Here is a 25,616-nt window from a genome sequence, read left to right on the forward strand (position 1 = left end):
GTCCGGTCGCACGACGACCCGGTGACCGAGGCGTACCTAGCCTCAGCGGCATGGCACTGAGACTTCCCGCGCTTCCCGCGCTCGCGCGCCGCGTACTCGGCGGCGTCCTCCTCGTCGGCACGGTGGTGCTGACGCCCGTCACCGCCGCGGCCGGATTCCTCGCGGCGGCGTTCGCGACCGCGAACATACCCCTGCTCGCCCTGTGCGGCCTGGTGGTTGCCGCGGGGACGGCCGCGCTGCTCGGCCGCGGCGCGTTCGCCCTGCTCGGCAAAGGCGGCCTGCGGGCGACATGCGTGCTCACGGGCGTGCTGCTCCTCGCCGTCTCGGCGCTCGCCGCCGGTACGATCCTGCGCCCGATGCCGACCTCTGCCGCGGCCCTGGCCCCGCCGGGCGTCAGCTTCTGGAACCTGCCGACCGGCTCACGGATCGCCTACGTGCACGCGCCCGCCGTCGGCACCCCGAAGCCGACCCCGGTCGTCTTCCTGCACGGCGGCCCCGGCACCCCGACCGAGGGCATCCCCACGGGCGGCAGGGAACTGGCCGCGGCCGGCTTCGACGTCTACTCGTACGACCAGGTGGGCGCCGGACGCTCCACCCGGCTCTCCGACATCACGCAGTACACCGTGGCCCGCCAGGTCGCCGACCTCGACGCGATCCGCCGCACGATCGGCGCGGACCGGATCATCGTCGTCGGCCAGTCGTGGGGCGGTTCGCTGGCCGCCCAGTACCTGCTGGCGCACGGCACGCACGTCGCCAAGGCCGTGTTCACCTCGCCGGGCGCGCTGTGGGGCCACGAATACCCCGGCTCCGCGGCAGGAGATCCCTGGCAGCACCTGACGGCGGCTCAGCGCTCGGACCGTGACCGGCTCGACAGCAAGCCGCGGCTGATCGCCGCCGACCTCCTGCTCCAGGTCAACCCGAACGCCGCGCACGCCCTGGTGGGCGACCGCGAAGTCGACCACTGGATGCACGAGATGGCCCTGCTCGGCAAGGACACCACCTCGTGCGCGGACGCGGCGCCCACCGAGGCGCACGCCAACCCCCAGGGCTTCTACAGCAACCAGATGACCGTCAAGGACTTCGAGCGGCTCCCCGACCCGCGCCCCCGGCTGCGCGCGGTCCACGTCCCCGCCCTGATCATGCGAGGGGACTGCGACTTCATCAAGCCCGCCGTGACCCAGGAATACCGGCAGACCCTTCCGGACTCCCGCATCGTCCACATCAAGGACGCCGGCCACGCCATCTCCCACAGCCGACCCGCCCTCTACACCGCCCTCCTGCGGTCCTTCCTCCTCGACCGCCCCCTGCCGGCACCCGCGTCGTGAACCCGCTGCCCGGCCGGCCGTCGCGCGTGCGCCCGAACGGTCGTGCCGGACGGCGGTGCCGAACCCTCGTGCCGGACGACGGCACCGACGCGAGCGAGACCCGAACCGAGGACGCCGCGGGGTTGTCCTTCAGATCGCCGTCTTTCGGATCGGCCGCGTGGCGTGGACCTGGACGAGGCCGTACGTGCCGCTGGTGCGCCATCGCTCGCCCGTGGCGTCGAGCCTGGCGACCACCGGTCGGTCGAGGCCGACGACGACGTCCGACTTCAAGGTGCGCAGGGCCGCCACGGGGGACGGGAAGTGGCTGACCCTCTCGGCGAACGATGACGTGGCGGCCCAGCGCCGGTCGCCCACGAGACGGCGGTAGTTGAGGTCGCCCTTGACGATCGTCATCGTGGCGCCGGAGAACCCGGCCACGAGGTCGGCCGGCATGTCGTGGAAGGGCAGCGGTGCGCAGAGGAACGGGTGCGTGCGGATCGCGAGGGTGCCGCTGTTCATCGCTTGCCAGAGCCGGCGGCCGATCCGTTCCGCCTCCTGGCCCGCCTGGTTGCGGAGGCGGTCGAGCGTCGCGAGGACGTCGGCGGTGGTCGCGTCCGACACGTAGTACGGGGCGGGCTTGACGTACAGGACGACCTCGGCGGCCAACCCGCTGGTCAGCAGGTGGTCGATCAGGACGAGGTCGGGCAGCAGCTCCCGGCCGGCGTTGTCCGCGAGGACGCAGACCGTCGGGCTGCTCGAAGCGGCGAGCGTCGACCACAGGAGCGGGCTGTCGTCCGCGACCAGGGCGGCGGCGGCGGGGTGGGCGTCCCCGGCATCCCCGGCGTCCCCGGCCGAGCCGGTGATCTGGAAGCCCAGGTCCGCCCGGTTGCCCCAGAGCGCTGACGTGAGCAGTACCTCGGCCCGCTTCTCGGCGGGCAGGGAGGGCAGTTGGTCGAGAGCCGCCAGCTCGTCGGTGACTGCCGGGCCGGACAGTTCGGCGTTCTTGAACGGCGCGAACGGGTCGATGCCCTGCCAGGTCCCGGGCCGGAAGTAGCCGGTGGCTTCGAGCAGCCTGCGGTAGAAGTAGCTCTCGGCCCACAGGAACGGCGCCTCGTCCCACGGCCGCCCGAACAGGCCCTCGCCCCACTCCCGCCACTGCCGCTGATCGTGGGCCCCCGTGCCGAGCGGCTCCAGCACGCCGTCGGTGCTCTCGACGAGGAGTTCCTCGACCGCCACCCGCTCGACCGGCCCGTACGGCAGGGCGTCGAGCACCTGCCGGACGAGCTTCGGGTGCCGCTCGTGGAAGACACCCCAGGCGAAGGAGCCGGGGGTGTTGCTCAAGATGGTGGGTGCGGTGGGCATGTTCAGGCTCGTCCCTCTCCTCGGCGTACCCCCCACGACAGTGTGGCGCCGGTGCCGTCGTGCCCGCATGCTCACCGATCGGCGTTGCCGGGCGGGACGACCCATTCGGTGGGCTGGCCGGTGAGCGAGGCGATCATGTCGAAGCCGCCGTCGTAGTGGAGGACGGTCCGCCGGTTGACTTCGGCGGTGGCGGCGATCAGCAGGTCCGGGAGGGACCGGGCCCGGTGGAAGCCGGCGTTGAGAGCTCATGAAGACGGGGTCGCGAAGGGGCGTGGCGCCTGCCGGCCGCAAGGCTTGCGTCGGGGGATGTAGGCGTCGATGGATAGGTCGGATGTCTTTTTAGCGCGCGGGCGTCTCCGTGTCCAGATGTGGCGCAGGAGTCTGGTCGGCTGGAAAATGAGGGAAGATTCGTAGGATCTATCACCGCAGCCCGCCGACCTGGGAACGCTCTCTTGCGGTGAGTGTTTTTGTTTTTTCTTGTGCAAAGTCGAACCTTGCGATCAGGTATCCGGCTCTGTACGGTCGGTGCGATTCGCGCTCGCGTCATGTATGCGTCAACCCGCATGCCGGCCCCCACGGAGCGCCGAACACACCCCCCCACGTCCCAGGAGCATTCGATGCACGGGTTCCCCAGAGGCTCACGGCACCCAGGGGCGACGGCGGTCGGCGCCGTCGCCACGCTCGGCGCCGACTTCGCCGACCACTTCCCCGACCGCGCCGAGCGCCGTATCGGCGGCCGGCTCTGCGCGCCGCCGGCGCGCCCGCGCTGAGCGCTGAGCGCCGAGCGCTGAACGAGGACAGCACCGCCCGAAATCAGGGTCACGTTGGCCCGGCCGAGGAGGTCTTGTGTCGTCACGTCCGATCATCCTGAGGTGGACGCCGCTCGTCGCGGTGCTCTCCCTGATCTCTCTGTTCCTGTCCGTGCTCGTCGATCCGCCGACCGCGTCGGCGGCCACCACCACGACGGCATGGCAGAACGGCAACTTCAACCTGAACCCCGGCGGGGTCGTCAGCCGCTCCGACATCGTGCTCGGCACGCCGAACACGCAGGCCGCGCAGTCGCTCGGCCTGGGCAACGGTTCGCTGGGGGTGGCCGCTTGGGCGGCGGGCGGGTTCACCGCCCAGCTGAACCGCACCGACACCATGCCGGACCGCAAGTCGCCCGGGCAGGTGCAGATCCCGGGGCTGAGCACGATGACCTCGGCGTCCGACTTCACCGGCCGGCTGGACCTCTACAACGGGGTGCTCACGGAGTCCGGCGGCGGCCAGACCCTGAAGGCGTGGGTGCCTTCGGGCAAGGACGAGTTGATCGTGGACGTGACGGGCGCGAACCCGAACACCACGCAGACCGCCGACGTGCACCTGTGGTCGGGCCGCAACCCGACCGCCGCCACGTCCGGCACGATCGGCACCCTGGCGGAGACCTGGGTGGACAACGCCGAGCAGGAGCCGTCGGGTCGGACCTTCGGCTCGCTGGCCGCGATCACCGCCGGCGGGCAGGGAGTCAGCACCTCGGTGGTGAACTCCACGACGGTGCAGGTCAGTTTCAAGCCCAACGCGGACGGGTCGTACCGGATCGTGGTCGGCGCGCCCAGCTGGACCGGGGGCAACGCCGCTACGACGGCGGCCGCTCTGCTGGGCGGCGACGCGACCGCGGCCGAGTCAACCCTGCTGAGCAGCCAGTCCACTTGGTGGAACGGGTTCTGGGCGAAGAGCGGCCTGATCGAGCTGAACTCCTCGGACGGCTCCGCCCAGTACATGGAGGCGCTGCGGACGATCTACCTCTACACCGAGGCGGCCTCGATGCGGGGCACCTACCCGGGCAGCCAGGCCGGCGTCACGGACATGTTCAACTTCGGCCAGGACCAGCAGAACTGGACTCCGTCGTCGACCTGGTTGTGGAACCTGCGCACCCAGATATCGGCCAACATGACGTCGGGCAACTACGCCCTCAACACCCCGATCTTCGACCTCTACCTGAACAACCTCGCGGCGATCGAGACCTGGACGAAGGCGCAGATGAGCGGGCACGCCGGTGCCTGCGTGCCGGAGGTCATGCGCTTCAACGGCAACGGCGGGGACCCGTCCGCGGGAGCCAACGCCGCCTGCAGCGAGCCGGGCAGCCCGAACTGGAACGCCCTGGACATCACCAGCGGGGCGGAGATCTCGCTGTACGTGTGGCAGCAGTACCAGGCGACCGGTGACACCGCGTTCCTCACCAAGTACTACCCGCTGATGCAGCAGTCGGCGATCTTCCTGCTCGGCTACCAGACCAAGGGCTCCGACGGCCTGCTGCACGCCACCGCGAACGCGCACGAGACGCAGTGGGCGGTCACCGACCCGACCACCGACATCGTCGCGGACCAGGCGCTCTTCCCGGCGGTGATCAGCGCGGCGCAGAAGCTGGGCACCGACGCCTCGCTGGTGTCCCAACTGCAGACCGCCCTCGGTGAACTGCCGCCCTACGCCCGCACGGACGAGGCGACCAGGACCCAACTGCTCACCCCCGCGGACGACGCGGCCGGCGCGGACGTGATCGCCGACTCGTACCAGCCGGCGGCGACGATCAGGAACTCGGAGAACATCGGGCTGGAGCCGGTCTGGCCCTGGAACGTGATCAGCGACACCTCCAGCATGCTGGCGCTGGCCAAGCGGACGTACACGTACCGGCCGGTCACCGGCGGGAACGACTGGAGCCTGGACGCCATCCAGGCGGCCCGACTCGGCCTGGCCGGCGAGGTGCAGAACCGGCTGGTCGGGATCACCGAGTCGCACCAGGTGTACATCTCCGGAATGGCCGACCTGGGCAGCACCGTCGGCACCGAGTCGTACATCGAGCAGGCGGCCGGGGTGGCGGCCGGGGTCGACGAGGCCCTGGTGCAGGACTACGACGGCCTGCTCCGGTTCGCTCCCGCCTGGCCGAGCGGCTGGGACGCCGCCGGCACCGTGTTCATCCAGGACGGCGGCAAGGTCGACGTCCAGATGGAGGGCGGCACGCTCGCCACGGCCGCGATCCACGCCGGCACCACCGAGACCATGAAGGTGCGCAACCCGTGGTCCGGGAAGTCGGCCGAGGTCGTCAACGGGTCGACCGGCGCCGTGGTGGTGGCCGCCACGACGGCCGGCACCCTCAGCGTCCCGGTCACCGCCGGCCAGAGCTACCTGGTGGAGCAGCCTTCGGCACTCACCACGTCGTTGCCCTACGCCCAGGTGACCGGAACCGCCGCGACCACCGCCAAGCACCTGGGCGGGGTGAAGATCGGGCTGGACGGCGCCGGCGGCGTGGCCGGGCCGACGTTCTACCCGAACACCAACTACGGCGGAACCGGCGTGAAGTTGGGCGACGGCAGCTACACGATCTCCCAGATGGAGGCCGCGGGCATCACCAACGACGCGATCTCCTCGATCCGGGTGCCGGCCGGATTCACGGTGGTGGCCTACGCCGACGGCGATTTCACCGGCGCCTCGTGGACGTTCACGGCGGACAACGCGGACCTGACGGGCCTGGGTGCCAACGACACGATCTCCTCGTTCAAGATCACCGGAAGCGCGGCGGGGTGATCGTCCCGGGGCGAGCCCGGCGAACGGCCGAAGGCCGGTCAGTGCTGTAGGGGTCGCGTGCACCTCCTGCTCCACGTGTCGCGTGGAGCAGGAGGGCCGCCTGGTGGAGGTGGTGCGACGGGAGCGGCGCGGCGGGTCGGTCACACCTTTGCCACGGGCGCGGGAGGACCCGTATCGGGGGGTGGCGGGGCTGGGATGATGCGGGTATGGCAACCAACGGGGGCACGGGCGGGCAGCCCGAAGACGAGGCCACACGGACCGTGACGAGCTACGAACTCAGCCCGCCGGGGGCGTCGGAGGCCGCGGCCACGCCACCCGTGGGAGCCCTGTCCGCCCCCGCCCCGACCGGTGCCGGTGGTACGGGCGGCGGGCGGCTGGTCGGTGAGCGCTACCGCCTCGTCGAGCGGCTCGGCTTCGGCGGCATGGGCACCGTGTGGCGGGCGCACGACGAGGTCGTGGACCGCGACGTGGCCGTGAAGGAGCCGCGGGTCCCCGAGCACATGACCGACGCCCAGCGGCAGACCGCGTATCTGCGGATGCAGCGCGAGGCGCGTGCCGCCGCCCGGATCGACCATCCCTCCGTGGTCACCGTGCACGACGTGGTCGTCGAGGACGACCGGCCCTGGATCGTCATGGAGTTGGTGCGCGGCCGGTCGCTGGCGGAGGTGCTCGCCGAGGGGACGGTCCCGGCGCGGGAGGCGGCCAGGATCGGGCTGGCGGTCCTCGGCGCCCTCGTCGCCGCGCACGAGGCCGGAGTGCTGCACCGCGACGTGAAGCCCGCGAACATCCTGCTCGGCCGGCACGGCCGGGTGGTGCTCACCGATTTCGGCATCGCCCATGTCGAGGGCGAGGAGCCGCTGACGGAGACCGGGGCGTTCATCGGGTCGCCGGAGTACATCGCCCCCGAGCGGGTGCTGGGGCAGCGGCCGGGGCCCGAGTCCGACCTGTGGTCGCTCGGGGTCGTGCTCTACCAGGCGGTGGAGGGCGTGTCGCCGTTCCGCCGGCAGGCCACACCGTCGACCTTCCAGGCCGTCCTGCTCGCGGAGTTGCCGCCGCCGCGCGCGGCGGGGCCGCTCGCCGGGCCGATCCTGGGGGTGCTGCGCAAGGAGTCGTCGGCGCGTACGACCGCCGCGCGGTTCGGCGACGAGCTGCGCTCCGTCCTCGACCCGCCGCGCGTTCCGTCCCAGGCCGGGGGCACGGCCGTGGCCACCGCGGTCGGCGGGATCGGCGGGGCCGGCGCGGTGGTCGGGGCCGGTTCGGCCGGCGGGGGCGGCGCCGTCGAGCCCGCCGCCGGCCGGGCGATACGGGCACTGCGCCGCAGCCGCCGCGCGCAGGCGGTCACCGCGGTGGTGGTCGCGGCCGCGGTGGCGGGGGCGGTGATCGCGATCGTCTCCCCGTTCGGCGGTGGCCTGCCCAAGGGCTGGAAGTCGTACCAGGAGCGGGGCGTGGACGCCACGGTCGCGGTGCCCGGCGACTACGTGCGCAGCATCGCCGACAAGAAGGTGACGTACACCGACCCGCACGGGGTCTTCACGGTGACGCTGTCCAAGAAGCAGGGCGAGAAGGACAGCGCGGCGGGCGTCGCCAACGCCAACCTCCAGTGGTACAAGGACGGCGGCCAGATCAAGTACTCCGACACGGTGCAGGACGCCGACGGCCGGGTCGTCGAGGCGACGCAGCAGGGCCAGACCGCGGCCCGGCTCGACGTCCACTACACCGACCTGTCGGTCGACGCGCACACGGCCGCGCGCGAACTCGAACTGGACGTGGTCAGCGGGGACGGCGACCTGTACACGCTGGATGTGGTGATGCCAGCCGCCGCCACCCAGTCCGCGCAGGGGCAGCGCATCTTCGACCAGGTCAAGAAGCATCTGACGATCCACACCTTGTGAGTGCGCCCGTCGCCCGTGGCGGCCGCGCACCGAAGGATCGTCCCGGCAGGCGAGAAGGAGAGTCATGACCACACCTCCCGGAGGACCGGGCCCCTACGGCAACCCCGGCGGCGCCGGAGCCGACCCCCGAGTCGCCGGCGGCTACGGGCCCCAACCCGGCGGCTACGGGCCCCAGTCCGGTGGATACGGTGCCCCACCGGGCGGGTATGGCGCCCAACCCGGCGGGTACGGGCCGCCGCCTACCACCGGGTACCCGCCCCAGGGGCCGGGGCCGGGGCAGAGGCCGGGGCAGGGCGGGGCGCTTCCGCAGGACGACGGCCGTACACCCGGGAGCGGTGGCTGGCAGCCGCGCGGCGCCGAGGCGTACCGCAAGCAAGAGCCGCCCCCCATACGGCAGTTCGACGCCGCGCCGCGCCGCTCGCGGTTCGGGCTGGTGGCCCAGTTCGTGTTCCAGTTCCTCTACATACCGGTGTGGGCGCTGATCGCGCTCGCCCTGCTTGCCCTGGTGATCTGGATCGACACCGGCTCCAGCGCCAACGTCGGCCTGTCGGAAGGGGTGTTCGGTTTCACGAAGACCGGGATCTCCTGGCGGCGGCTGCGCGCGGAGTGGAGCGGCCGGGCCGAGAGCTGGGCGCCGTTCACCGACTCCCGCCTCGCGGAGCGCTTCACGAAGGCGGAGAAGAGCAGCGGCTGGGCCGTCTCCGAACTCCCGCCCAGCGGCGTACGGCGCGCGAAGTGCGAACTGCCGGTGGAGCACTACCGCGGCCTGGACTCGGCCGCGCTCGACCAACTCGCCCGGCGACGCGGCTGGTCGATGGACTGGGACGCCACCAGGAAGCCGGCCGAGGCGGTGCACTTCTTCCGGCTGATCCCGCCACCGCAGCACACCGGTGTGCCGGACCCGTACGGGCCCGCGCCGTACCCGGGAACGCCGTGGGGGCCGCTGCCGCGCCGGTTCGCGATGCCGCTGCTCACCTTCGTCTTCCTGCCGCGGCTGCGCGCCCTGGAACTGCGGGGCAGCGCCGACGCCTACCTCGCCCACCTGCGGGCGTACCTGCCCGAGCAGATCCGCACCGAGACCGAGAGGAACCCCGCCAGGGGCTACCAGGCCGACGAGTCCGGCCGCGTCCTGCGCCGGATCGCGGTACGGCCCTGGCACTTCCGCGGCGCGGGCGCGCACGCCGTCCTGCGCGTGGCGGCGGAGCAGGGATGGCGGCTCGACCACTCCTTCCCGGCCCGCCCCGCCGGCACGGTCCACCTCTGCTGCCCGGAACTTGCCACGCCCGTCGTCCCCGGATGACCCGCGCGACCCGGGAGCGCCGCTTCAGGGAGCCGAGTTGAGGAACGGGTTGGGCAACCCGGTTACCGGCGCGAAGACTTCGGGGAGAAGGGGGACGATGGCGTCGTGAGGCGGATCTTGGTGGTGGGGGTCACCGGTGCCGGGAAGACGACGCTCGCGCGGGCTCTGGGCGGCCGACTCGGGCTGCCCTGCCACGAGATGGACGCGCTGTACTTCAACGGACCCGGCTGGGCGGTCAACGGCAGGTTGGCCGAGGACGTGTCGAGCCTTGTCGCCGAGCCGGGCTGGGTCTTCGACTCGCTCGGCTATCCGGAGGTCCGCGATCTGCTGTGGGACCGGGCCGGCACCGTGGTGTGGCTGGACTATCCCCGGCGGGTCGTCATGCCCCGCGTCCTGTGGCGTTCGTTGCGGCGTACGGTCACGCGCGAGGTGCTCTTCGGCGGCAACAGGGAGACGTGGGCGGGCTGGTTGAGCCGGGAGCACCCGGCGTGGTGGGCGTGGTCCCAACACGCGCCCCGGCGGCGCGAGATCGGGCGCCGTGCCCGCGATCCCCGCTTCGCGCCTCTCGACGTCATTCGCCTCGGCCACCCCAAGGACACCGCGGCCTGGCTGGCGTCGCTCCGACCGGGCGGCGCCTCACGCGGCGGACCGGCGGAAGGCAACGGGCGCGTGCCGTAGGCGCGTTGAGGTGCCCCCACCCCGATCGTCCTCTCGACCGTCTTCTCGATCGTCGAGGCGCCGTCCGAACGGAGCCGCCCGCCGCCCGCTCAGCCGGCTGACGGGCGCCGCGGCGGCGGGTCCACCGCGGCGGCTACGGTCGCCATCGCGGCCAGGGCCCGAGCGGCGGACCCGAGCCGGCGGGTGTCGGAGACGGCCAGCGACACCGGCCAGCGCAGGTCGGCGTCCGTGACCGCCAGCTGCCGTATGTCGTCGCGCGCGGGGATGACGAACCGCGGCAGCAGGGCGATGCCCAGGCCCTGCCGGACGAAGGCCGCGCCGGTGGAGATGTCGGTGATCTCGATGGCCACCTGCCGGCTCAGCCCGGCGGTGGCGAACGCCCGGTCGGTGACGCTGCGGTTGCCGTAGCCGAGGGGGAAGTCCACGAACCGCTCGTCGGCCAGCTCGGCCATCGCCACCGACGCCCGCTCGGCGAGCCGGTGCCCGGCCGGCACGACCAGGTCCAGCGGGGCGAAGGTCAGTTCGTGCAGGCGCACGCCCGCCGGGGGCGGCCCGGGAAGGGAGACGAAGGCGAGGTCGAGGGCTCCTTCGGCGAGCGAGGCGACCAGACCGCCCGAGCCGGTCGGGGCCGCCGTCAGCCGCAGTGCCACGTCCGGGTGGCGGCGGTGGAACTGCCCGAGCAGGCCGGGCAGGTCGATCAGCGCGACGGATGTCAGCGTGCCGATCCGCACGGTGCCGCGCAGGCCCCCGGTCACCTCGCCCACGGTGTCGCGGGCGTCCTCGACGGCGTCGAGCGCGGCCCGGGCCTTGGGCAGGAGCGCGGTCCCGGCGTCGGTCAGCTCCACCCGGCGCGAGGTGCGGTCGAGCAGCGGGACGCCGAGTTCCCTCTCCAGTGCCTTCACGGTCGCGGACACCCCGGACTGCACCACGTGCAGGCGCTCGGCGGCCCGGGTGAAGCTGAGCTCCTCCGCGACGGCCACGAAGTACTCCAGATGCCTGAGCTCCATGGCCGCGATCCTCTCATATTCATCATCCGATGTGCTGATTGCCAGCAGAAACGATTGTTGGACGTGATGGACCCGCGAGGCGCACCGTGGTGTCGTCGAGCCACGGAGGACAGACATGACGACCCAGACGGCACCCAAGACGGCGAGCGAGACGGCACCCCGGACGGCACCCGAGACGAAGACCGGCACGACCGGCAAGGCGCCCGGGCCCGCCCCCTCACCGGAGGCGTACCCCGAAGCCGATCCGGCCGGCCGCGGCTCCCGCCGGCACTCCGTCGGCTTCTGGCTCATCGCCGCCGTGTTCCTGACCTCGATGGCCTTCTCGACGGTGCCGACCCCGCTCTACCCGCTCTACCAGCGGCGCGACGGCTTCTCGACCTTCACGATCACCGTCGTGTTCGCCGTCTACGCGGTCGGTGTGGTCGCGAGCCTGATGCTGGCCGGGCACATCTCGGACTGGGTGGGCCGCAAGAGGGTGCTGATCCCGGCGCTGGCCCTCGAAGCCGTCGCCGCCGTGCTGTTCTTGTCCTGGCCGGCGCTGCCCGGCCTGATCGTGGCGCGGTTCGTCACCGGACTGGGCGTCGGCATGATCACCGCCACGGCCACCGCCCACCTGCACGAACTGCACGCGGCCGGCCGTCCCGGTGCCGGCCGCGGGCGCTTCGAGGTGGTCTCGACGGCCGCGAACATCGGCGGTCTCGGGGTCGGCCCGCTGGTGGCCGGCTTCCTCGCCCAGTTCGTCACCGAGCCGCTCCGCACGCCGTACCTGGTCTTCGCGATCCTGCTGCTCCTGGGCATCGTCGCCGTGGCCGCCGCCCCCGAGACCGTCGAGGAGTTGCCGCAGCGGCCGGCCTGGCGGCCGCAGACCGTCTCGGTCCCGTCCGGCGGCCGGACCGGCTATCTCGCCGCCGTCGTCTCCGCGTTCAGCGCCTTCGCGGTGTTCGGCATGTTCTCCTCGCTCGCCCCGGCCTTCGTAGCCGGCCCGCTGCATCACCCCAGCCGCCTGCTCGCCGGGGTCGTCGTCTTCATGGTCTTCGGCACCGCGGCGCTCGCCCAGTCCGCCACCACCCGTATGACGGCGGGCATACGGCTGGCCGTCGGCCTCCTCGGCGAGGCGGCCGGGCTGGTCGTCCTGGCCGCCGGCATGGAGCGGGCCGACCTCGCCGCGTTCCTGGCCGGCGGCGCGCTGGCCGGCGCGGGCGCGGGCGTGCTGTTCAAGTCCGCGATCGGGACCGTGATCGCCAAGTCCGCTCCCGCGCAGCGCGGTTCCGCCCTGGCCGGGCTCTTCCTGATCGCCTACCTCGGGCTGATCGTCCCCGTCGTCGGCCTCGGCGTCGCGACCCGCTCCCTGCCGGTCACCACGGCGATGCTCTGGTTCACCGGTGCGCTCCTGGCCGTCATGACCGGGGCCGCCGCCCTGGCCGGTACGGCCCGCCGTACCGCCGCGGGCGCCTGACCGGCCGCCTGACCCGCCGCCTGACCGGCCGCCTGAGCCGCCGCCGTACGCGGGAGCCCGGGCGTCCCGATCACGTCCGTCCCGGAGCGGTCCGAGCGCACGGCGAACGCGCCCGGGCCGTACGGGACATGGGGCCGCGCGCCGTCGGCTCCGGCATGACACGGCGTACGGGCTTGACTAGCCTGCTGCGCATGACTGCGTACGGGGGAGACGGAAGTGGTCCGAGTGGGATGGGAGCCGAGCCACTCGCGGAGAACGACCCGAGCCGGATCGGCCCCTTCACGCTGCTGGGCCGGCTCGGGTCGGGCGGGATGGGGCGGGTCTACCTGGGCCTGGCCGGCGGGCGGTTCGCCGCGGTCAAGCAGGTGCACCCGCATCTGACCGACGACGAGGGGTTCCGGCGGCGCTTCGGCCACGAACTCGACAACCTGGCCCGCCTGCCCGCGGGAGTCAGCGCCGAACTCCTGGACAGCGACCGGGAGTCGCGGCCACCCTGGCTGGCCACCGCGCACATTCCCGGTATCACCCTGGACGAGGCGCTGCGGGTCAACGGCGGACCGATGCCCGTCGCGGACGTCTGGCTGCTGCTGCGGGAGGCCGCGGCGGGCCTGGCGGTGGTGAACGAGGTCGGCATCGTGCACCGGGATCTCAAGCCGTCGAACGTGATGCTGCGCGCGGACGGGCTCACCCTGATCGACTTCGGGGTGGCGATGGCGCTGGAGCAGAGCCGGTTGACCCAGTCCGGGATGGTGATCGGCACCCCCGCGTACATGTCGCCGGAACAGGCTTCCAGCCAACGGGATTTGACGGGTGCCACGGACGTGTTCGCCCTGGGCTGCCTGCTGGGGTACGCGGCGACCGGGCAGCCGCCGTACGGGGACGGCGGCGGCGTGCAGATGCTCTACCGCATCATCCACCAGGAGCCGGACCTCGCGCCGCTTCGTGCGGTCGACGCGGAACTGGCGACGGTGGTCGCCGACTGCCTCGCGCGCGAGCCTCAAGACCGGCCCACCGCAGCGGAGTTGGCGGCGCGGGCCGCGTCGCACGTCGCCGCCGGCGTGCCGCCCTGGCCGCCGCGCGTGCGCGAACTGCTGGCCACGCGCCGCGAGTCGGCGAAGCGGGTCCCCGAACCGGAGGCGGGGGAGCGGGCGACGGAGGCCGCCGCTGAACTGCCCCCGGGTTCCGAGCCCGGACCCGGCCCCTCGGGCCCGAAGCCCGGACCCCAGCCTGATCCGGAGCCCGCGCCCGAACTCGCGCCCGCGCCCGTGCCCGAGCCCGAGCCCGAGCGGCGCAGGTTGCGGCTGCCGCGCGTCCTGGTGATTCCCCTGGTGGTCGTCGCGACCGGCGGTGCGGTGGCGCTCACCCCGTACCTGCTCACGCCGAAGGACCACGACGCGCACTCACCGTCCGCTGGCGGCGGCACGGCGGCCGCCCTGCCCAGCACCGGCACGTCGACCGGCTCCGCGACGCCCTCCGGGTCCAACTCCGCTGTCAGGAGGGGGCCTTCACCCTCCAAGGGCGCGACGTCCCCCTCGGGCGGCACGCACGCCGGCGCGGCCGGCACCGGGACCTCGGGCACGCGGGCCGGCTCGGGATCGGCCGGCCGTTCCGGCGGGTCCTCGTCGGGCTCGGGCGGGTCCGGCGGCTCGAAGTCCTCGGGCAGCTCCGGCGGCTCGGGCGGCGCTTCTTCGGGTTCCACCGGCTCGTCCGGCTCGGGCGCCACCATCACCGCGAGCGGCACCCACCGGCTGGTGTCCGCCCTGGACGGGCACTGCCTCGCCTACGACGTCAACCACAGCACCTCCGCCTACCTGGCGAGCTGCGGCTCCAGCGGCCCCTTCAAGTGGACCTACGCCGCGGTGTCCGGCGGCACCTTCGAACTGCGGAACGCCGGCAGCGGCAACTGCCTTGCCGGCAGCGGGGACAACTTCAGCTACGTGGTCTCCTGCGGCAGTTCCGACGCCGACCGGTGGAAGCTCGGCCGCTCGACTTCCTCCGGCACCACCCTCCAGAACGTCTCGGCCGGCCAGTGCCTCCAGAACGACACCACCGTCGGCGCGTACGCGACCACCACCGCCTGCGGCAGCTCCGCCGACCTCCTCTGGTCCAACGACTGACCGTCCGCCCCCGCGCCACCGCACCGCCCGAACGCCCCGCCCGAACGCCCCGCCGCCATCGGAGCCCGACCGCACGGCAGGCGGCGATGGCGACGGGAACGCGAACGGGACGGCGTGCGTGCGTTCCGCGCCGCCGAGGTGGGGCCTACACGGGTGACAGCAGCCACTGCTGCGAGGTGCTCCCGGTGTTGCCCTGCTGCTGGAGCGTGGCGCTCCGGCTGGTGGAGGCGTCGGTGACGCCGAGGACGAGGCCGCTTCTGACGCTGGTGAGGGTGACGTAGCCGTTGCCCACGGGGGCGGTGGTCCACTGCTCGTTGGTGCTGCCCTGGAGCGGGTACTGGATGATCGCGGCACCGGGCGACCTGCTGCCACCGGCGACGTTCATGCCGAGGCCGGAGGACACGTTGACGAGGTTGTGGACGCCGCCGGGCAGCGGGACGAACCTCCAGCTCTGGTTCGCGCCGCCGTCGACCGGCCACTGGATGAGCGCGGTGCCGGCGGCCTTGGAGGCGGAGGGGTCGTCGATGGCCAGGCCGCTGTTGCGGTTGACCAGCACATGGGTGGCGGCGGGGGCGGGTGACCCCGACGTCGCGTAGAGGCGGCCGGCGAAGCGGCGGGCGAAGCCGTCGCCGGTGGAGGCGGTGACGGTGTAGTCGTAACGGCCGGCCGAGGTGGCCTTCAGCGTGGTCCGGGAGCTTCCGCCGGCCGCCACGGTGAGGGTGGTGGCGGCGGCGCCGGCAGGGGCGAGGTAGGCGGCGTTGGGCTGGACGGTGAAGTCGGTGGGGACCGAACCGGCGTTGCTGACGGTCAGGGTCAGCGTGGCGCCGTCCTGGTTGTCGACGACGCGGGCCTCGGGGTGGGCCTTGGTGGTGTCCGTCCAGGTCAGGACGTTGCCCTGGAAACCGCGGAGGTAGCCGTCGGGGCCGTGCAGGTCGATGTCGTAGGGGCCGCCGCCGTAGGTCTTCGCGGAGAAGTAGTCGGTGAGGCTCCCGCCGACCGGGCAGTTCAGGTTCCACGCCTGGAAGGTGCGGTGGTTGACCGTGTAGGCCGTGAAGCTTCCGGCCAGGGTGCCCGCGTTGTCGGTCTCGAACCAGACGCGGTTCGTCGAGGTGTCGGTCCAGGACGCGGTGTCGAAGACGTAGCCCAGCGGCTGCGCGGGGCGGTCGCCGGACTCCTGCGCGGGCAGCGCGCCGGTGGCGGGCAGCGTGGGGGCCGGCAGCGACTTCTGCCGGTCGGCGGCGGCGACCAGGGCAGCGGTGTCGGGCAGGTCGGTCGGGAACGCGACGGGACCGGTGCCGAAGGTGAAGGCGCTGGTGAGGTCGCCGCTGACCGCGCGCCGCCAGTCGGAGATGTTGACGCAGCGCACGCCGGTGACCAGTTCGGCGAACCGCACGGGGGAGGTGTGGTCGAACACCTGGGAGCAGACCCGGCCGCCGGTGGACCAGGGGGAGATGACGGTCATCGGGACGCGCGGGCCCATCCCGATCGGGGTGCTGCCGACGAACTCCGCGGCGGTGCCGGGGGCGGGGACGGGCGGCGCGACGTGGTCGAAGAAGCCGTCGTTCTCGTCGTAGTTGTAGAAGACGACGGTGGAGTCCCAGGTGGCCTGGTCGGCGGCGATGGCGGAGAGCACGCCGCTGACGAAGTCGGCGCCGTCGGCCGGGCGGTAGGCGGGGTGTTCGGACTTGGCGGTGGGGGCGACCACCCAGGAGACGGTGGGGAAGGTGCCGGCCGCGATGTCGGCGCTGATCGCGGAGGTGATGCTCGCGACCCGGGCCATGCCGCGGGTGTACAGCGGGGAGGTGGTGGGGGCGTTCACGAACTGGGTGAACCAGGCGAGCGGGTTGCAGTCGTAGTTGTCCGCCTCCTGGTAGACCCGCCAGGAGACGCCGGCGTCCTGGAGCATCTCCGGGTAGGTGGTCCAGGAGCAGCCGCTCTCGACGTTGACGGTGACCGGGCCGCCGGCCGTGCCCGCCGGGTCGATCATCCCGGTCCACAGGTAGAGCCGGTTGGGGTGGGTGGGGCCCTGGACCGAGCAGAAGTACTGGTCGCAGATGGTGAAGGCGTCGGCCAGCGCGTGGTGGAAGGGCACGTCGGCGCGGGTGTAGTAGCCCATGGCGTAACCGGACTTGTTCGGGACCCAGTTGTTGTTCAGGCCGTTGTTCCAGGCCGCGTGGGTGCCGGACCAGGAGTGGTCGAGGTCCTTGACCTGCTGGGCGTCGCAGACCGAGGTGTCGAGGTGCCAGGGCTGGAGGATGCCGCCGCCGCCCGCCGAGCCCTTGGTGTCCTGGTTCCAGACGTTCGAGCCGCTCGGGAAGCGCAGCGGCGAGGTGTCGCCGAAGCCGCGTACGCCTCGGAGGGTTCCGTAGTAGTGGTCGAACGAGCGGTTCTCCTGCATCAGGATCACGACGTGCTCGACCGAGGAGAGCGAACCCGATCCGGTGGAGGCCGCCATGGCCTTCTGGACGCCGAGGGGCAGCCCGCCCAGCGCGGTGCCCGCGCCGACGGCGGCGGCCGAGCCGAGCAGGGTTCTGCGGGTGATCGGGGACATGGACAGACCTTTCGTCGGGCAGCGCGGGGGTGGGGTCCCGCGGCTGCTGGGATCTGGCTATGCAGAACTTGGCGCATCACACCTTCACCTGTCATGACACATTGGCTGTCCGGCAGGTGAACGGCTGTCGAGCGGATGGCCGCCACGATCGGCGTCAATTCCGTTGCTGGGCGCGGTTTTCCCCCGTAGGGCGCGGTGCGGCGGGGGCTCGGCGGTGCATGGCGGCGCATGGTGGGCGAGGGGGGATCGAGGCGGTCCGGTGCTGACAGGGTGAACAATAAGCCAAGCTGTAGCTATAGGTCTTTGATTTCTGCCTGCCGTCATGACAAGTTCAGACCATGACGTCTTCGATGGATACCGTCCCGGTCCGCTATGCCCGCTGGGACGGGGTGGGGAGCCCGTTCTCCGTGGTCTCGGACCGCACCTCCGTCGTTCCGGGGTCCGGAGAGCTGCTGGTGCGGATCGACCTGGCCACGGTCTGCGGCAGCGACCTCCATACGGTGTCGGGCCGGCGTCCCTCCCCGGTGCCCGCGCTGCTCGGCCACGAGCAGGTGGGCACGGTGCTCGGGGTGGGCGCGGGCGGCGTGCGCTGCGTGGACGGGTCGCCGGTGACGCCCGGCACGCGGGTGGTCTGGTCGGTCACCGCGTCCTGCGGCAGCTGCGAACGCTGCGCGCGGGGACTGCCGCACAAGTGCCTGGGTCTGCGGAAATACGGGCACGAACCGCTGGTCGAGAGCGCGCCGTTGACCGGCGGGTTCGCCACCCACTGCGTCGTGCTGCCGGGCACGGCGGTCGTCGCGGTGCCCGCCGACCTGCCGGACGAGGTGGCCAGTCCGGCGTCCTGCGCGACCGCGACCGTCGCCGCGGCGATCGCCGCCGCGGGTCCGCTGGAGGGCCGGCGGGTGCTGGTGACGGGAGCCGGGATGCTCGGTCTGACGGCGGTGGCCATGGCCACCACGGCGGGCGCGCGGGTGGCCGCGGTGGACCCCGATCCGGCCCGGCGCGACCAGGCACTCACCTTCGGCGCGGCCGAGGTGCACGACGGTTCGTCCACCCCGGGGGAGGCCGACGTCGCGATGGAGTTCTCCGGCCATTCGACCGCGGTGCAGCGGTGTTTGGACGCCCTCGCGGTGGGCGGTACGGCGGTGCTGGTCGGTTCGGTGTCACCGGGCGCGACCGTGGCCCTCGACCCGGAGCGGGTGGTCCGCGGGCTGCACACCGTGGTCGGCGTGCACAACTACCGCCCGGTGGACCTCGCGGCCGCCGTACGGTTCCTCGCCGCACACCACCGCGGCTATCCGTTCGCCGACCTGGTGGGGGGAACGTACGGGCTGGACCGGATGGACGCCGCGCTCGCGGCCGCCCGCGGCGCCGCGGCGCCGCGGCAGGCCGTGGCGCCGCGGCAGGCCGTGGCGCCGCGCCTTTGAGGCGGTTCGCGCCTTGCCCGTGAACCGGGGCCCTGGCGCCGAAGCCGGGGACCCGCGCGGTCAGAGCCTCGCGGTGCGCGTACTACGGGTGTTGGTCACCGTCACGGTGGCCACGTCCGGCCGGTAGCGGTCGTCGGACCACTCGATCGGCACGCCCTGGGAGTCGGTGGTCAGACGCCGCTCCCGCAGCAGCGCCGACCCCGGTGCCACGTCGAGCAGTTCGGCGTCGGTGGCGTCGGCGGCCACCGCGTCGAAGGTGTGCCGGGCCGAGGCGAGATCCGTACCCAGTTCGGTGAGCAGCGCGTAGATCGAGCCCGCGTCGAGGTCGGCGCTCATCAGCGGCCGTCCGACCGACTCGGTGTAGGTCATCCGCTCCAGCATGGCCGGGCGGCCGTTGAGCAGGCGCAGCCGCAGGAGCTGGACCACCAGGTCGTCGGCGCCGATCTGGAGAGCTGCGGCCACCGCCGGGTCGGGGCGGCGCAGGGCGATCTCCTGGAGGCGCTGGCCCGGGACGTGTCCGGTCAGCTCGGCGCGCATGGTGAAGGACAGGAACGACCCGAACGGCTGGGACGGCACGGCGTCCAGGACCATGGAGCGCTTCCCCTGGCCGCCGCTGATCAGGCCCTCCTCGCGCAGCGTCGCCAGCGCCTGCCGTACCGGGGTGCGCGAGGCGGAGAACTCCTCGCAGAGGTCGGCCTCCGAGGGCAGTGACTCCCCGACCCCGATCTCGCCGCTTCGGATGCGCCGACGCAACTCGGCTGCCATGGCGCTGTGCAGAGACTCCTTCACACGCCTGACCCTACAGGCGGGCGAATTCTCCCGATCCGTGGCCCCGGATCGCTGGCGTAACCGATCTTGTCATCATAGGGCGAGGCGTCGTGTGCGATCGGTGTGATCCAAGGGGCCGATGGGGTCGATTGGTCCGGATTCATCGCGTTGGTTCCAGGTGAACAGTCGATGACTTGTAAGTACAAGACGTTGACGCCCTTCTGGGCCGCTGCGACAGTCCTACTCAACCGCGAGCCGGCGCACCCCGTGACCGTCCCCGCCCGCAGTCCGCGGCCTCCGCACGCGAACCCACCACCTCGCGCACACCACCACGAAGGACGACTGTGCGAACTCCGCTCCCATCGGCCTGCCCCGACCGCACCCGCACCCACCTCCGCGACAGCGTGGCGGCCCTGCCCGCGCTCATGGACGCTCATGACCAGGGGGACACGCTGTGACCGCCGCCGCCACCACGACCATCGCCCGCCCCGCCGGCGTCCAGAAGACCCTGGACGACGCCCCGCTCAGCACCTTCCACCTGAAGGCCGCCGTCGTCGCCGGCGCCGGCTTCTTCACCGACTCCTACGACCTGAACGTGATCGGCACCGTGATGCTGCTGGTCAAGCCGCAGTTCGGGCTCGACTCCGGCCAGGTATCGCTGGTCACCAGCTCCACCCTGCTGGCGGTCGCGGTCGGCGCCCTCATCTTCGGCCGCCTCGGCGACCTCCTCGGCCGGCGCCGGATCTACGGGCTCGAAGCGGTGCTGATGATCGTCGGCGCCCTGGTGTCGGCGTTCGCCCCGAACTTCGCGATCCTGCTGGCCGGACGGCTGATCCTCGGCCTGGGCATCGGCGGCGACTACCCCGCGAGCGGCGTGATCATGACCGAGTTCGCCAACCGCCGCAACCGGGGCCGGCTGGTCGGCACGACCTTCCTGTTCTACGTGCTCGGCCAGGTCGCCGCCTACCTGGTGGCGCTGCTGATCCTCGCGGTCGGCACCCCCGACCACATGGCCTGGCGGATCGTGCTGGGGCTGGGCGCGCTGCCCTCGCTCTTCGTCCTGTGGAACCGCAGGCACATGCCCGAGTCGCCCCGCTGGACCCTGAACGTGGCCGGCGACGCGGCGCGGGCCGCCGACGACCTCGCCGACTACTCCGGGCACACCGTGGCCCGCGAGACCCGGAACTCCGGCACGCCGCGCCCGTCCCTGACCTCGGTACTGCGCGGCCGGCGCTTCCTGCTCGCCCTGCTCGGCACCGCCGGCGCCTGGTTCTTCTTCAACGTCGCCGTCTACGGCAACTCGGTCAGCCAGCCGCTGCTGATCGCCAGCATCACGCCGCAGGCCACCACCATCCGCAACATCGCCATCAACGCGGTCCTCGTGGTCTGCTTCAGCCTCACCGCCGCGATCGTCGGCCTCGCGCTGCTCGACCGGATACCCCGGCGCCGGCTCCAGATCATCGGTTTCGGATGCAGCGCCCTGTCGATGCTGCTGATCTCCGCCATCGGCGGGCTCACCCACACCGTCGTCCCGTTCGCCCTCGTCTTCGGGATCTCCCTGTTCGGCATCGCGCTCGGCCCGAACTACACCACCATGCTGCTCGCCGCCGAGACCTACCCCACCGCCGTCCGCTCCACCGGCCACGGCCTGTCCGCGGGCATCGCCAAGATCGGCGCGTTCCTGGGCGCGCTCATCACCCCGATCGCACTCGACCACTACGGGCTGCGGGTGGTCACCCTGATCGCCGGCATCTGCTTCGTCCTCGGCATCGCGACCACCCTGGTGCTGCGCGAATCGAAGGACCTGGCCCTCAGCGACCTCGACGAGACGCCGGCGGGCCGTCCCGAACCCGAGCCCGTACCGAGCTGAGCCGGGCGGCCGGCGCACGTCAGTTGTTCGCCGCCTGGGCGGCGCGGGCCGAGGAGAGGGCGCCGGTGACGCCCTTGGTGACCGCCCGGACGGCCTCCCCGACCGGTTCGCTCGCCCAGGGACCCGCGGCGAACTTCCGCAACCGGTCCTTGCGGGTGCGCCGGTCGATCCGCGGGAAGACCCGCGTGGACAGTTCGGAGGCGTCCACGAGCAGGACGAGGGCGACGGTGCGTTCGTCGGCGTCGCCGCCGCTCACCGCCCGGGCGACGCGGTCGCGGATCTCGACGCCGGGCACGGGGTCCGCCTCGGTCCAGCGCGTGGCGGGGAACAGGCCGAGGACGCGGTGGCGTTCGGCGTGCACGATGCCGCGGTCGCGGAGCCCGGTCCGCACTTTCTGGTACGCCTTGTCGTTCCTGGCGGAGCCCACCCACCGTGCGGCCCGCCGCGGGCGCCGCTGCTCGCGGATGCGCTTCCACAACTCCTCCGCGGCCGGCCCGGCCTGGCGTACGGCGAGCGCGCCGGACCCGCCGTCGAGCGCGACCAGCCGGTTGTCGCGCACCCCGATCCGCCCGTCCAGCGCCAGTTCCATCAGCACGGCCCCCGCCACGCCGAACGACACCGCCTCGCCGGCGGCGAGCCGACCGGACTGCTCGTTCCTGGAGAGGAGCAACAGCTCTTCCGCCAACGTCAGTTCCATCTGTTCCGCCTCCCCTGGAATAGCTTGGACGCCGTCCGCGGGGCGCCCGGTTCGCCGCGCACGGCACCCGTTTCGCCGTACCCGGCGTATCCGGCGTACCCGGCACCGGCACCCGGTACACCGCACCCGCTTCGGCCCCCGCGAGGCCCCGCGGACCCGCGCCGGATCACTCGCGGGTCCCGGCCGCCCCGACCGGGCCGCGGCGCAGCAGGACCGCCGCCGGGACCAGCGCGGACCCCACGGCGAGCACCGCGCACGCCCCGGCCACCGCGCCGACCGTGCCCCACGGCACCACCACGGCGGACCGTACCGACAGCAGCGCGAGGGCGACCCGGACACCGGCGAGGTCCAGGCCCGTCACCAGGCCGCCCAGCAGCACGCCGACGGCGACCACCAGCAGCGACTCCGCGGCCAGAAGCCACAGCACCTGCCGTACGGTCGCGCCCGCGAGCCGCAGCGCCGCGAGGTCGCGGAAACGGTCGGCGGTCGCCATCACCGTCGTGTTCGCCAGCGCGATGCCCGTGTAGAGCAGGGCGATGCCGAGCACCAGCCAGAAGCCGGTCAGGGTCTGCCGGCCGGTCCGCGGGTACCGCGCCGACGTCCACCGGTCCGCCGTCCGTACCAGCCCGCCGGCCGGCGCCACCGCGTCCCGCAGCGCCGTCACGACGGTGGCGCGGTCCGCGCCGGGCCGCAGCCGCACGTCGATCCGCCGCACGGCGGAGCCCGCACCGTTCGCGGGCGTGACGTACACGCCGTTGTCGCCGGTGCCCTGCCGCAGCACCGCCGCGATCCGCAGCGACCTGCGCGTGCCGTCGCCCAGCCACACCCGCACGCGGTGACCCACCGTGTGGTCGGCCCACTCCTGGTTGACGACGATCGAGTCGTCGTCGAGCGCCGCCAACCGGCCCGCGACGACGGGCGGGCGCGCCACCGCCGCCAGCCCCGCCGGGGAGACCGCCTCGGCCTGGTCCGCGACCAGGGCCACCCCGTCCTCCAGGGTGTGCACGGTGGACGGGGCGAACGCGGCCGCGTCGGCGCCGGGCACCGCGGCGACCCGGGCGACGGTCGCCGGGGCGAACCCCTCGCCGTCGGCGGCGGTGACCACGAAGTCGGCGGCGCTCTGCCCGCGCGCCTCCGCCGCCTTGGCCGCGTCGACGGTCGCGGCCGCGCCCAGCAGCGACCCGGCCAGCGCCACCGACATCAGCACCGGCGCCGCGAGGGCCGCGCTGCGGCGGACGGCCGCCGCTGCGCTCTCCCCGGCGAGCATCCAGGTCGCGCCGGGCAGCCTGGCCGGCAGCCACGCCAGCAGCCGGACCAGCGGTCGCACCACCGCCGGCGCGAGCAGCGCGACCGCGGTGATCAGCACCATCGGCTGCACGGTGTACGCCTTGCGGTGCAGCGCCCCGCCCGGGTCGGCCACCAGGCCCGACACCAGGAGCCAGCCGCCGCCCAGCAGCATCGCGCCGCCCGCCACCAGGCGGCCGGGCGCCATGACCCGGTGGTCCAGGGCCGCGTCCCGCAGCGCCTCGGTGGGCGCGACCCGTCCCGCCCGCCGGCCGGCCGCCCACACCCCCGCCAGGACGACCAGCAGGCCGGTGCCGAACGCCGCCCCGTACGGCCAGGCCGCCCCGCCGATCGCGAACCACCGCGGCGCGACCCGCTGCCCCACCAGCGTCCGGGCCAGCCACGGAGCGCCGTATCCGCCGAGGACGCAGCCCGCGGCCGACGCCGGCACTCCGACCGCGAACGCTTCGGCGCACACCATCCGGCGGACCTGCCGCGGGGTCGCCCCCGCGGTCCGCAGCAGGCCGAACTCCCGCCTGCGCAGGGCGACGGAGAACGCGAACGTCGACGCCACCACGAACACCGACACGAAGCCGGTGACCCCGCCCGCGGTGCCGAGCAGGGCGTAGACGGCGATCATCGCCTCGTGGTCGCCGTTCCGGTCGGGGTCGGCCAGCCGCCGCCGGTCGCCGGTCAGCACCTGGACGCTGGCGGCCGCCGGGTCCGCGGCGACCGCGGAGGCCACCGCGCGGGCGGGCGCCGCCACCACCACGTCGTGGACTCGCGGCGAGAGCCGGGCCGCCTCGGCGCCGGTGAAGAACACCGCCCGCTCGAAGGGAAGAGCGGCGACCGTGCCGACCACGGTCCTGGTCCGTACGCTCCCGGCCGCGCGCATCGCGATCCGCTGCCCCGGGCGGGCCCAGGCGCCGGAGACGACGACCTCGTCCGGCGCGGCGGGCGCGCGGCCCGCGGTGAGCCGGTAACCGGCGAAGCCGGCGGAGGCCCAGGGGTGGCCGGTCAGTTCGGTCGGGCCGTCAGCGCCGTCAGCGCCGTCAGCGCCGTCAGCGCCGTCCGCGCCGTCCGCGCCGTCCGCGCCGTCCGCGCCGTCCGCGCTGTCCGCGCTGTCGGGGCTGCCGGAGTCGTCGGGGAGGACGAGGCGGTCGGCGCCGGCCCGGCCGCGCGCGGCGCTCACCGCGAACGACCGGTCCGCGGTGACCCTGCCGAGCTTCGCCAGCGCGGCGATCAGGCCGGGCGGCACCGGCCGGGGCTGCGACAGTTCCGCGGTCCGCACCCCGATCGGCGTCGGCACCCGCAGGGTGTCGGCGCCGTGCACGACCACCGGCGCCGAGGGGGACGCGAACCGCTCCGGGCCGCGGTGCGGGGCGTGCGCACCGGACGCGAGCGCCAGGCCCGTCGTCGTGATCAGGCCCACCCCGATTGCGAGGGCGACGAAACTGCCGGCGAAGGTGACCCAGCGGGCCCGCAGGGTCCGCAGCGCGGTGCTCAACACGCCGCCGCCTCCAGCCGGGCCATGCGGGCGGCGACCGACTCGGCGGTGGGGGAGTCCAGTTCGCCGCTCGGCCGGCCGTCGGTGAGGAACAGCACCCGGTCCGCGAAGGAGGCCGCGACCGGGTCGTGGGTGACCATGACGACGGTCCGGCCGTCGTCGTCGACCATGGCCCGCAGCATGGCCAGCACCTGGCGGCTCGCCGCGGAGTCCAGCGCGCCGGTCGGCTCGTCGCCGAACAGCACTTCGGGCCGGGTGATCAACGCCCTTGCCAGCGCGACCCGTTGCTGCTGGCCGCCGGACAGCTCGGCCGGGCGGTGCCGGGCCCGCTCGGCGAGGCCGACCCGGGCCAGCGCCTCCGGCACGGCGCCCTTCGCCGGGCGCCGCCCGGAAAGCCGAAGCGGCAGCGCGACGTTCTGCTCCGCGGTCAGCGCGGGCAGCAGGTTGAACGACTGGAAGACGAAGCCGACCCGCCGGCGGCGCAGCAGCGTCAACTCCGTCTCGCTCAGCCCGGTCAGGTCGGTACCGCCGAGCAGCACCGCCCCGGACGTCGGCCGGTCGAGCCCCGCCGCGCACTGCAGCAGCGTCGACTTGCCCGACCCCGACGGGCCCATCACCGCGGTGAAGGTTCCGGCCGGAAAGCCCAGTGTCACGTCGTCGAGCGCGGTGACCCGCGCGTCCCTCGACCCGTATGTCCTGCTCACCGCGCGCAGTTGGACCGCTTCGTTCGCCATGCCTCTCACCCAAGCGCCGGGCGCGGCGGGGCGCAGGAGGGCAGGACCGAGTCCTGGGGTGGGCCCAGACCCACCGGACACGGCCGTACGGCTGGTATTAC

The 25,616-nt window shown here is 73.4% G+C and carries 17 protein-coding genes and 1 pseudogene; 10 read left to right on the top strand and 8 right to left on the bottom strand.

What is annotated here, in order from left to right; genetic code table 11:
- Nucleotides 1-50 precede the first annotated feature (50 nt).
- Complete coding sequence (locus AB0399_RS24235; protein ID WP_366412766.1) at nt 51-1,325, top strand: alpha/beta fold hydrolase; 1,275 nt, start codon at nt 51-53, stop codon at nt 1,323-1,325.
- Nucleotides 1,326-1,454: 129 nt separating this feature from the next.
- Here the strand turns inward: AB0399_RS24235 and AB0399_RS24240 are convergent, their stop codons facing one another.
- Together AB0399_RS24240 and AB0399_RS24245 are read right to left on the bottom strand one after the other, a co-directional pair.
- Nucleotides 1,455-2,666, bottom strand: a complete 1,212-nt coding sequence (locus AB0399_RS24240; RefSeq protein WP_366412767.1) for a damage-control phosphatase ARMT1 family protein — start codon at nt 2,664-2,666, stop codon at nt 1,455-1,457.
- 71 nt (nt 2,667-2,737) lie between these two features.
- Nucleotides 2,738-2,911 (bottom strand): annotated as a pseudogene (locus AB0399_RS24245) (VapC toxin family PIN domain ribonuclease); the annotation flags it as partial.
- 372 nt (nt 2,912-3,283) lie between these two features.
- Between AB0399_RS24245 and AB0399_RS24250 the strand changes: the two are divergent.
- The 5 genes from AB0399_RS24250 (at nt 3,284) to AB0399_RS24270 (ending at nt 10,097) form a co-directional block, all read left to right on the top strand.
- Nucleotides 3,284-3,436 (top strand): hypothetical protein, encoded by a 153-nt coding sequence (locus AB0399_RS24250; RefSeq protein ID WP_366412768.1) that lies wholly within the window; start codon nt 3,284-3,286, stop codon nt 3,434-3,436.
- A 76-nt stretch (nt 3,437-3,512) separates the two neighbouring features.
- A complete protein-coding gene (locus tag AB0399_RS24255) occupies nt 3,513-6,227 on the top strand; it encodes a hypothetical protein (protein WP_366412769.1) in 2,715 nt (904 codons plus the stop codon).
- Between the two features lie 206 nt (nt 6,228-6,433).
- On the top strand, nt 6,434-8,119 hold the full coding sequence (locus AB0399_RS24260; protein WP_366412770.1) for a serine/threonine-protein kinase: 1,686 nt from the start codon (nt 6,434-6,436) through the stop codon (nt 8,117-8,119).
- A 64-nt stretch (nt 8,120-8,183) separates the two neighbouring features.
- Entirely contained in the window at nt 8,184-9,419 is a 1,236-nt protein-coding gene (locus AB0399_RS24265) for a hypothetical protein (RefSeq protein WP_366412771.1), read from the top strand.
- Nucleotides 9,420-9,524: 105 nt separating this feature from the next.
- Nucleotides 9,525-10,097: an adenylate kinase gene (locus tag AB0399_RS24270; RefSeq protein WP_366412772.1), complete on the top strand. Its 573-nt coding sequence runs from the start codon at nt 9,525-9,527 to the stop codon at nt 10,095-10,097.
- An 89-nt stretch (nt 10,098-10,186) separates the two neighbouring features.
- Here the strand turns inward: AB0399_RS24270 and AB0399_RS24275 are convergent, their stop codons facing one another.
- The gene (locus tag AB0399_RS24275; RefSeq protein ID WP_366412773.1) at nt 10,187-11,104 is read right to left on the bottom strand and encodes a LysR substrate-binding domain-containing protein; all 918 of its coding nucleotides are present in this window, start codon (nt 11,102-11,104) and stop codon (nt 10,187-10,189) included.
- 115 nt (nt 11,105-11,219) lie between these two features.
- Between AB0399_RS24275 and AB0399_RS24280 the strand changes: the two genes are divergently transcribed.
- Together AB0399_RS24280 and AB0399_RS24285 are read left to right on the top strand one after the other, a co-directional pair.
- Entirely contained in the window at nt 11,220-12,560 is a 1,341-nt protein-coding gene (locus tag AB0399_RS24280) for an MFS transporter (RefSeq protein ID WP_366412774.1), read from the top strand.
- A 230-nt stretch (nt 12,561-12,790) separates the two neighbouring features.
- Nucleotides 12,791-14,677, top strand: coding sequence for a protein kinase (locus tag AB0399_RS24285; RefSeq protein WP_366412775.1), 1,887 nt, complete (start codon nt 12,791-12,793; stop codon nt 14,675-14,677).
- 145 nt (nt 14,678-14,822) lie between these two features.
- On the opposite strand, the gene AB0399_RS24290 is transcribed toward AB0399_RS24285, so the two are convergent.
- Nucleotides 14,823-17,228 (bottom strand): phosphocholine-specific phospholipase C, encoded by a 2,406-nt coding sequence (locus AB0399_RS24290; RefSeq protein ID WP_366412776.1) that lies wholly within the window; start codon nt 17,226-17,228, stop codon nt 14,823-14,825.
- 350 nt (nt 17,229-17,578) lie between these two features.
- Here AB0399_RS24290 and AB0399_RS24295 point away from each other — a divergent pair, with 350 nt between their 5' ends.
- Nucleotides 17,579-18,655, top strand: a complete 1,077-nt coding sequence (locus AB0399_RS24295; protein WP_366412777.1) for a zinc-binding dehydrogenase — start codon at nt 17,579-17,581, stop codon at nt 18,653-18,655.
- 60 nt (nt 18,656-18,715) lie between these two features.
- Here AB0399_RS24295 and AB0399_RS24300 read toward each other — a convergent pair whose 3' ends face one another.
- Complete coding sequence (locus AB0399_RS24300) at nt 18,716-19,444, bottom strand: GntR family transcriptional regulator (protein ID WP_329368001.1); 729 nt, start codon at nt 19,442-19,444, stop codon at nt 18,716-18,718.
- Nucleotides 19,445-19,877: 433 nt separating this feature from the next.
- Between AB0399_RS24300 and AB0399_RS24305 the strand changes: the two genes are divergently transcribed.
- Nucleotides 19,878-21,293, top strand: a complete 1,416-nt coding sequence (locus AB0399_RS24305) for an MFS transporter (protein WP_366412778.1) — start codon at nt 19,878-19,880, stop codon at nt 21,291-21,293.
- Between the two features lie 19 nt (nt 21,294-21,312).
- Here AB0399_RS24305 and AB0399_RS24310 read toward each other — a convergent pair whose 3' ends face one another.
- The 3 genes from AB0399_RS24310 to AB0399_RS24320 form a co-directional block, all read right to left on the bottom strand.
- Nucleotides 21,313-21,990: a GPP34 family phosphoprotein gene (locus tag AB0399_RS24310; protein WP_329368005.1), complete on the bottom strand. Its 678-nt coding sequence runs from the start codon at nt 21,988-21,990 to the stop codon at nt 21,313-21,315.
- A gap of 166 nt (nt 21,991-22,156) precedes the next feature.
- Nucleotides 22,157-24,784, bottom strand: coding sequence for an ABC transporter permease (locus AB0399_RS24315; protein ID WP_366412779.1), 2,628 nt, complete (start codon nt 24,782-24,784; stop codon nt 22,157-22,159).
- Nucleotides 24,778-25,515 (bottom strand): ABC transporter ATP-binding protein, encoded by a 738-nt coding sequence (locus AB0399_RS24320; RefSeq protein WP_366412780.1) that lies wholly within the window; start codon nt 25,513-25,515, stop codon nt 24,778-24,780. Before AB0399_RS24320 ends, AB0399_RS24315 begins: the two co-directional genes overlap by 7 nt.
- Nucleotides 25,516-25,616 lie beyond the last annotated feature (101 nt).

It is taken from the genome of Streptomyces sp. NPDC088194, assembly GCF_040702025.1.
In the GTDB taxonomy this organism is placed as follows: domain Bacteria; phylum Actinomycetota; class Actinomycetes; order Streptomycetales; family Streptomycetaceae; genus Actinacidiphila.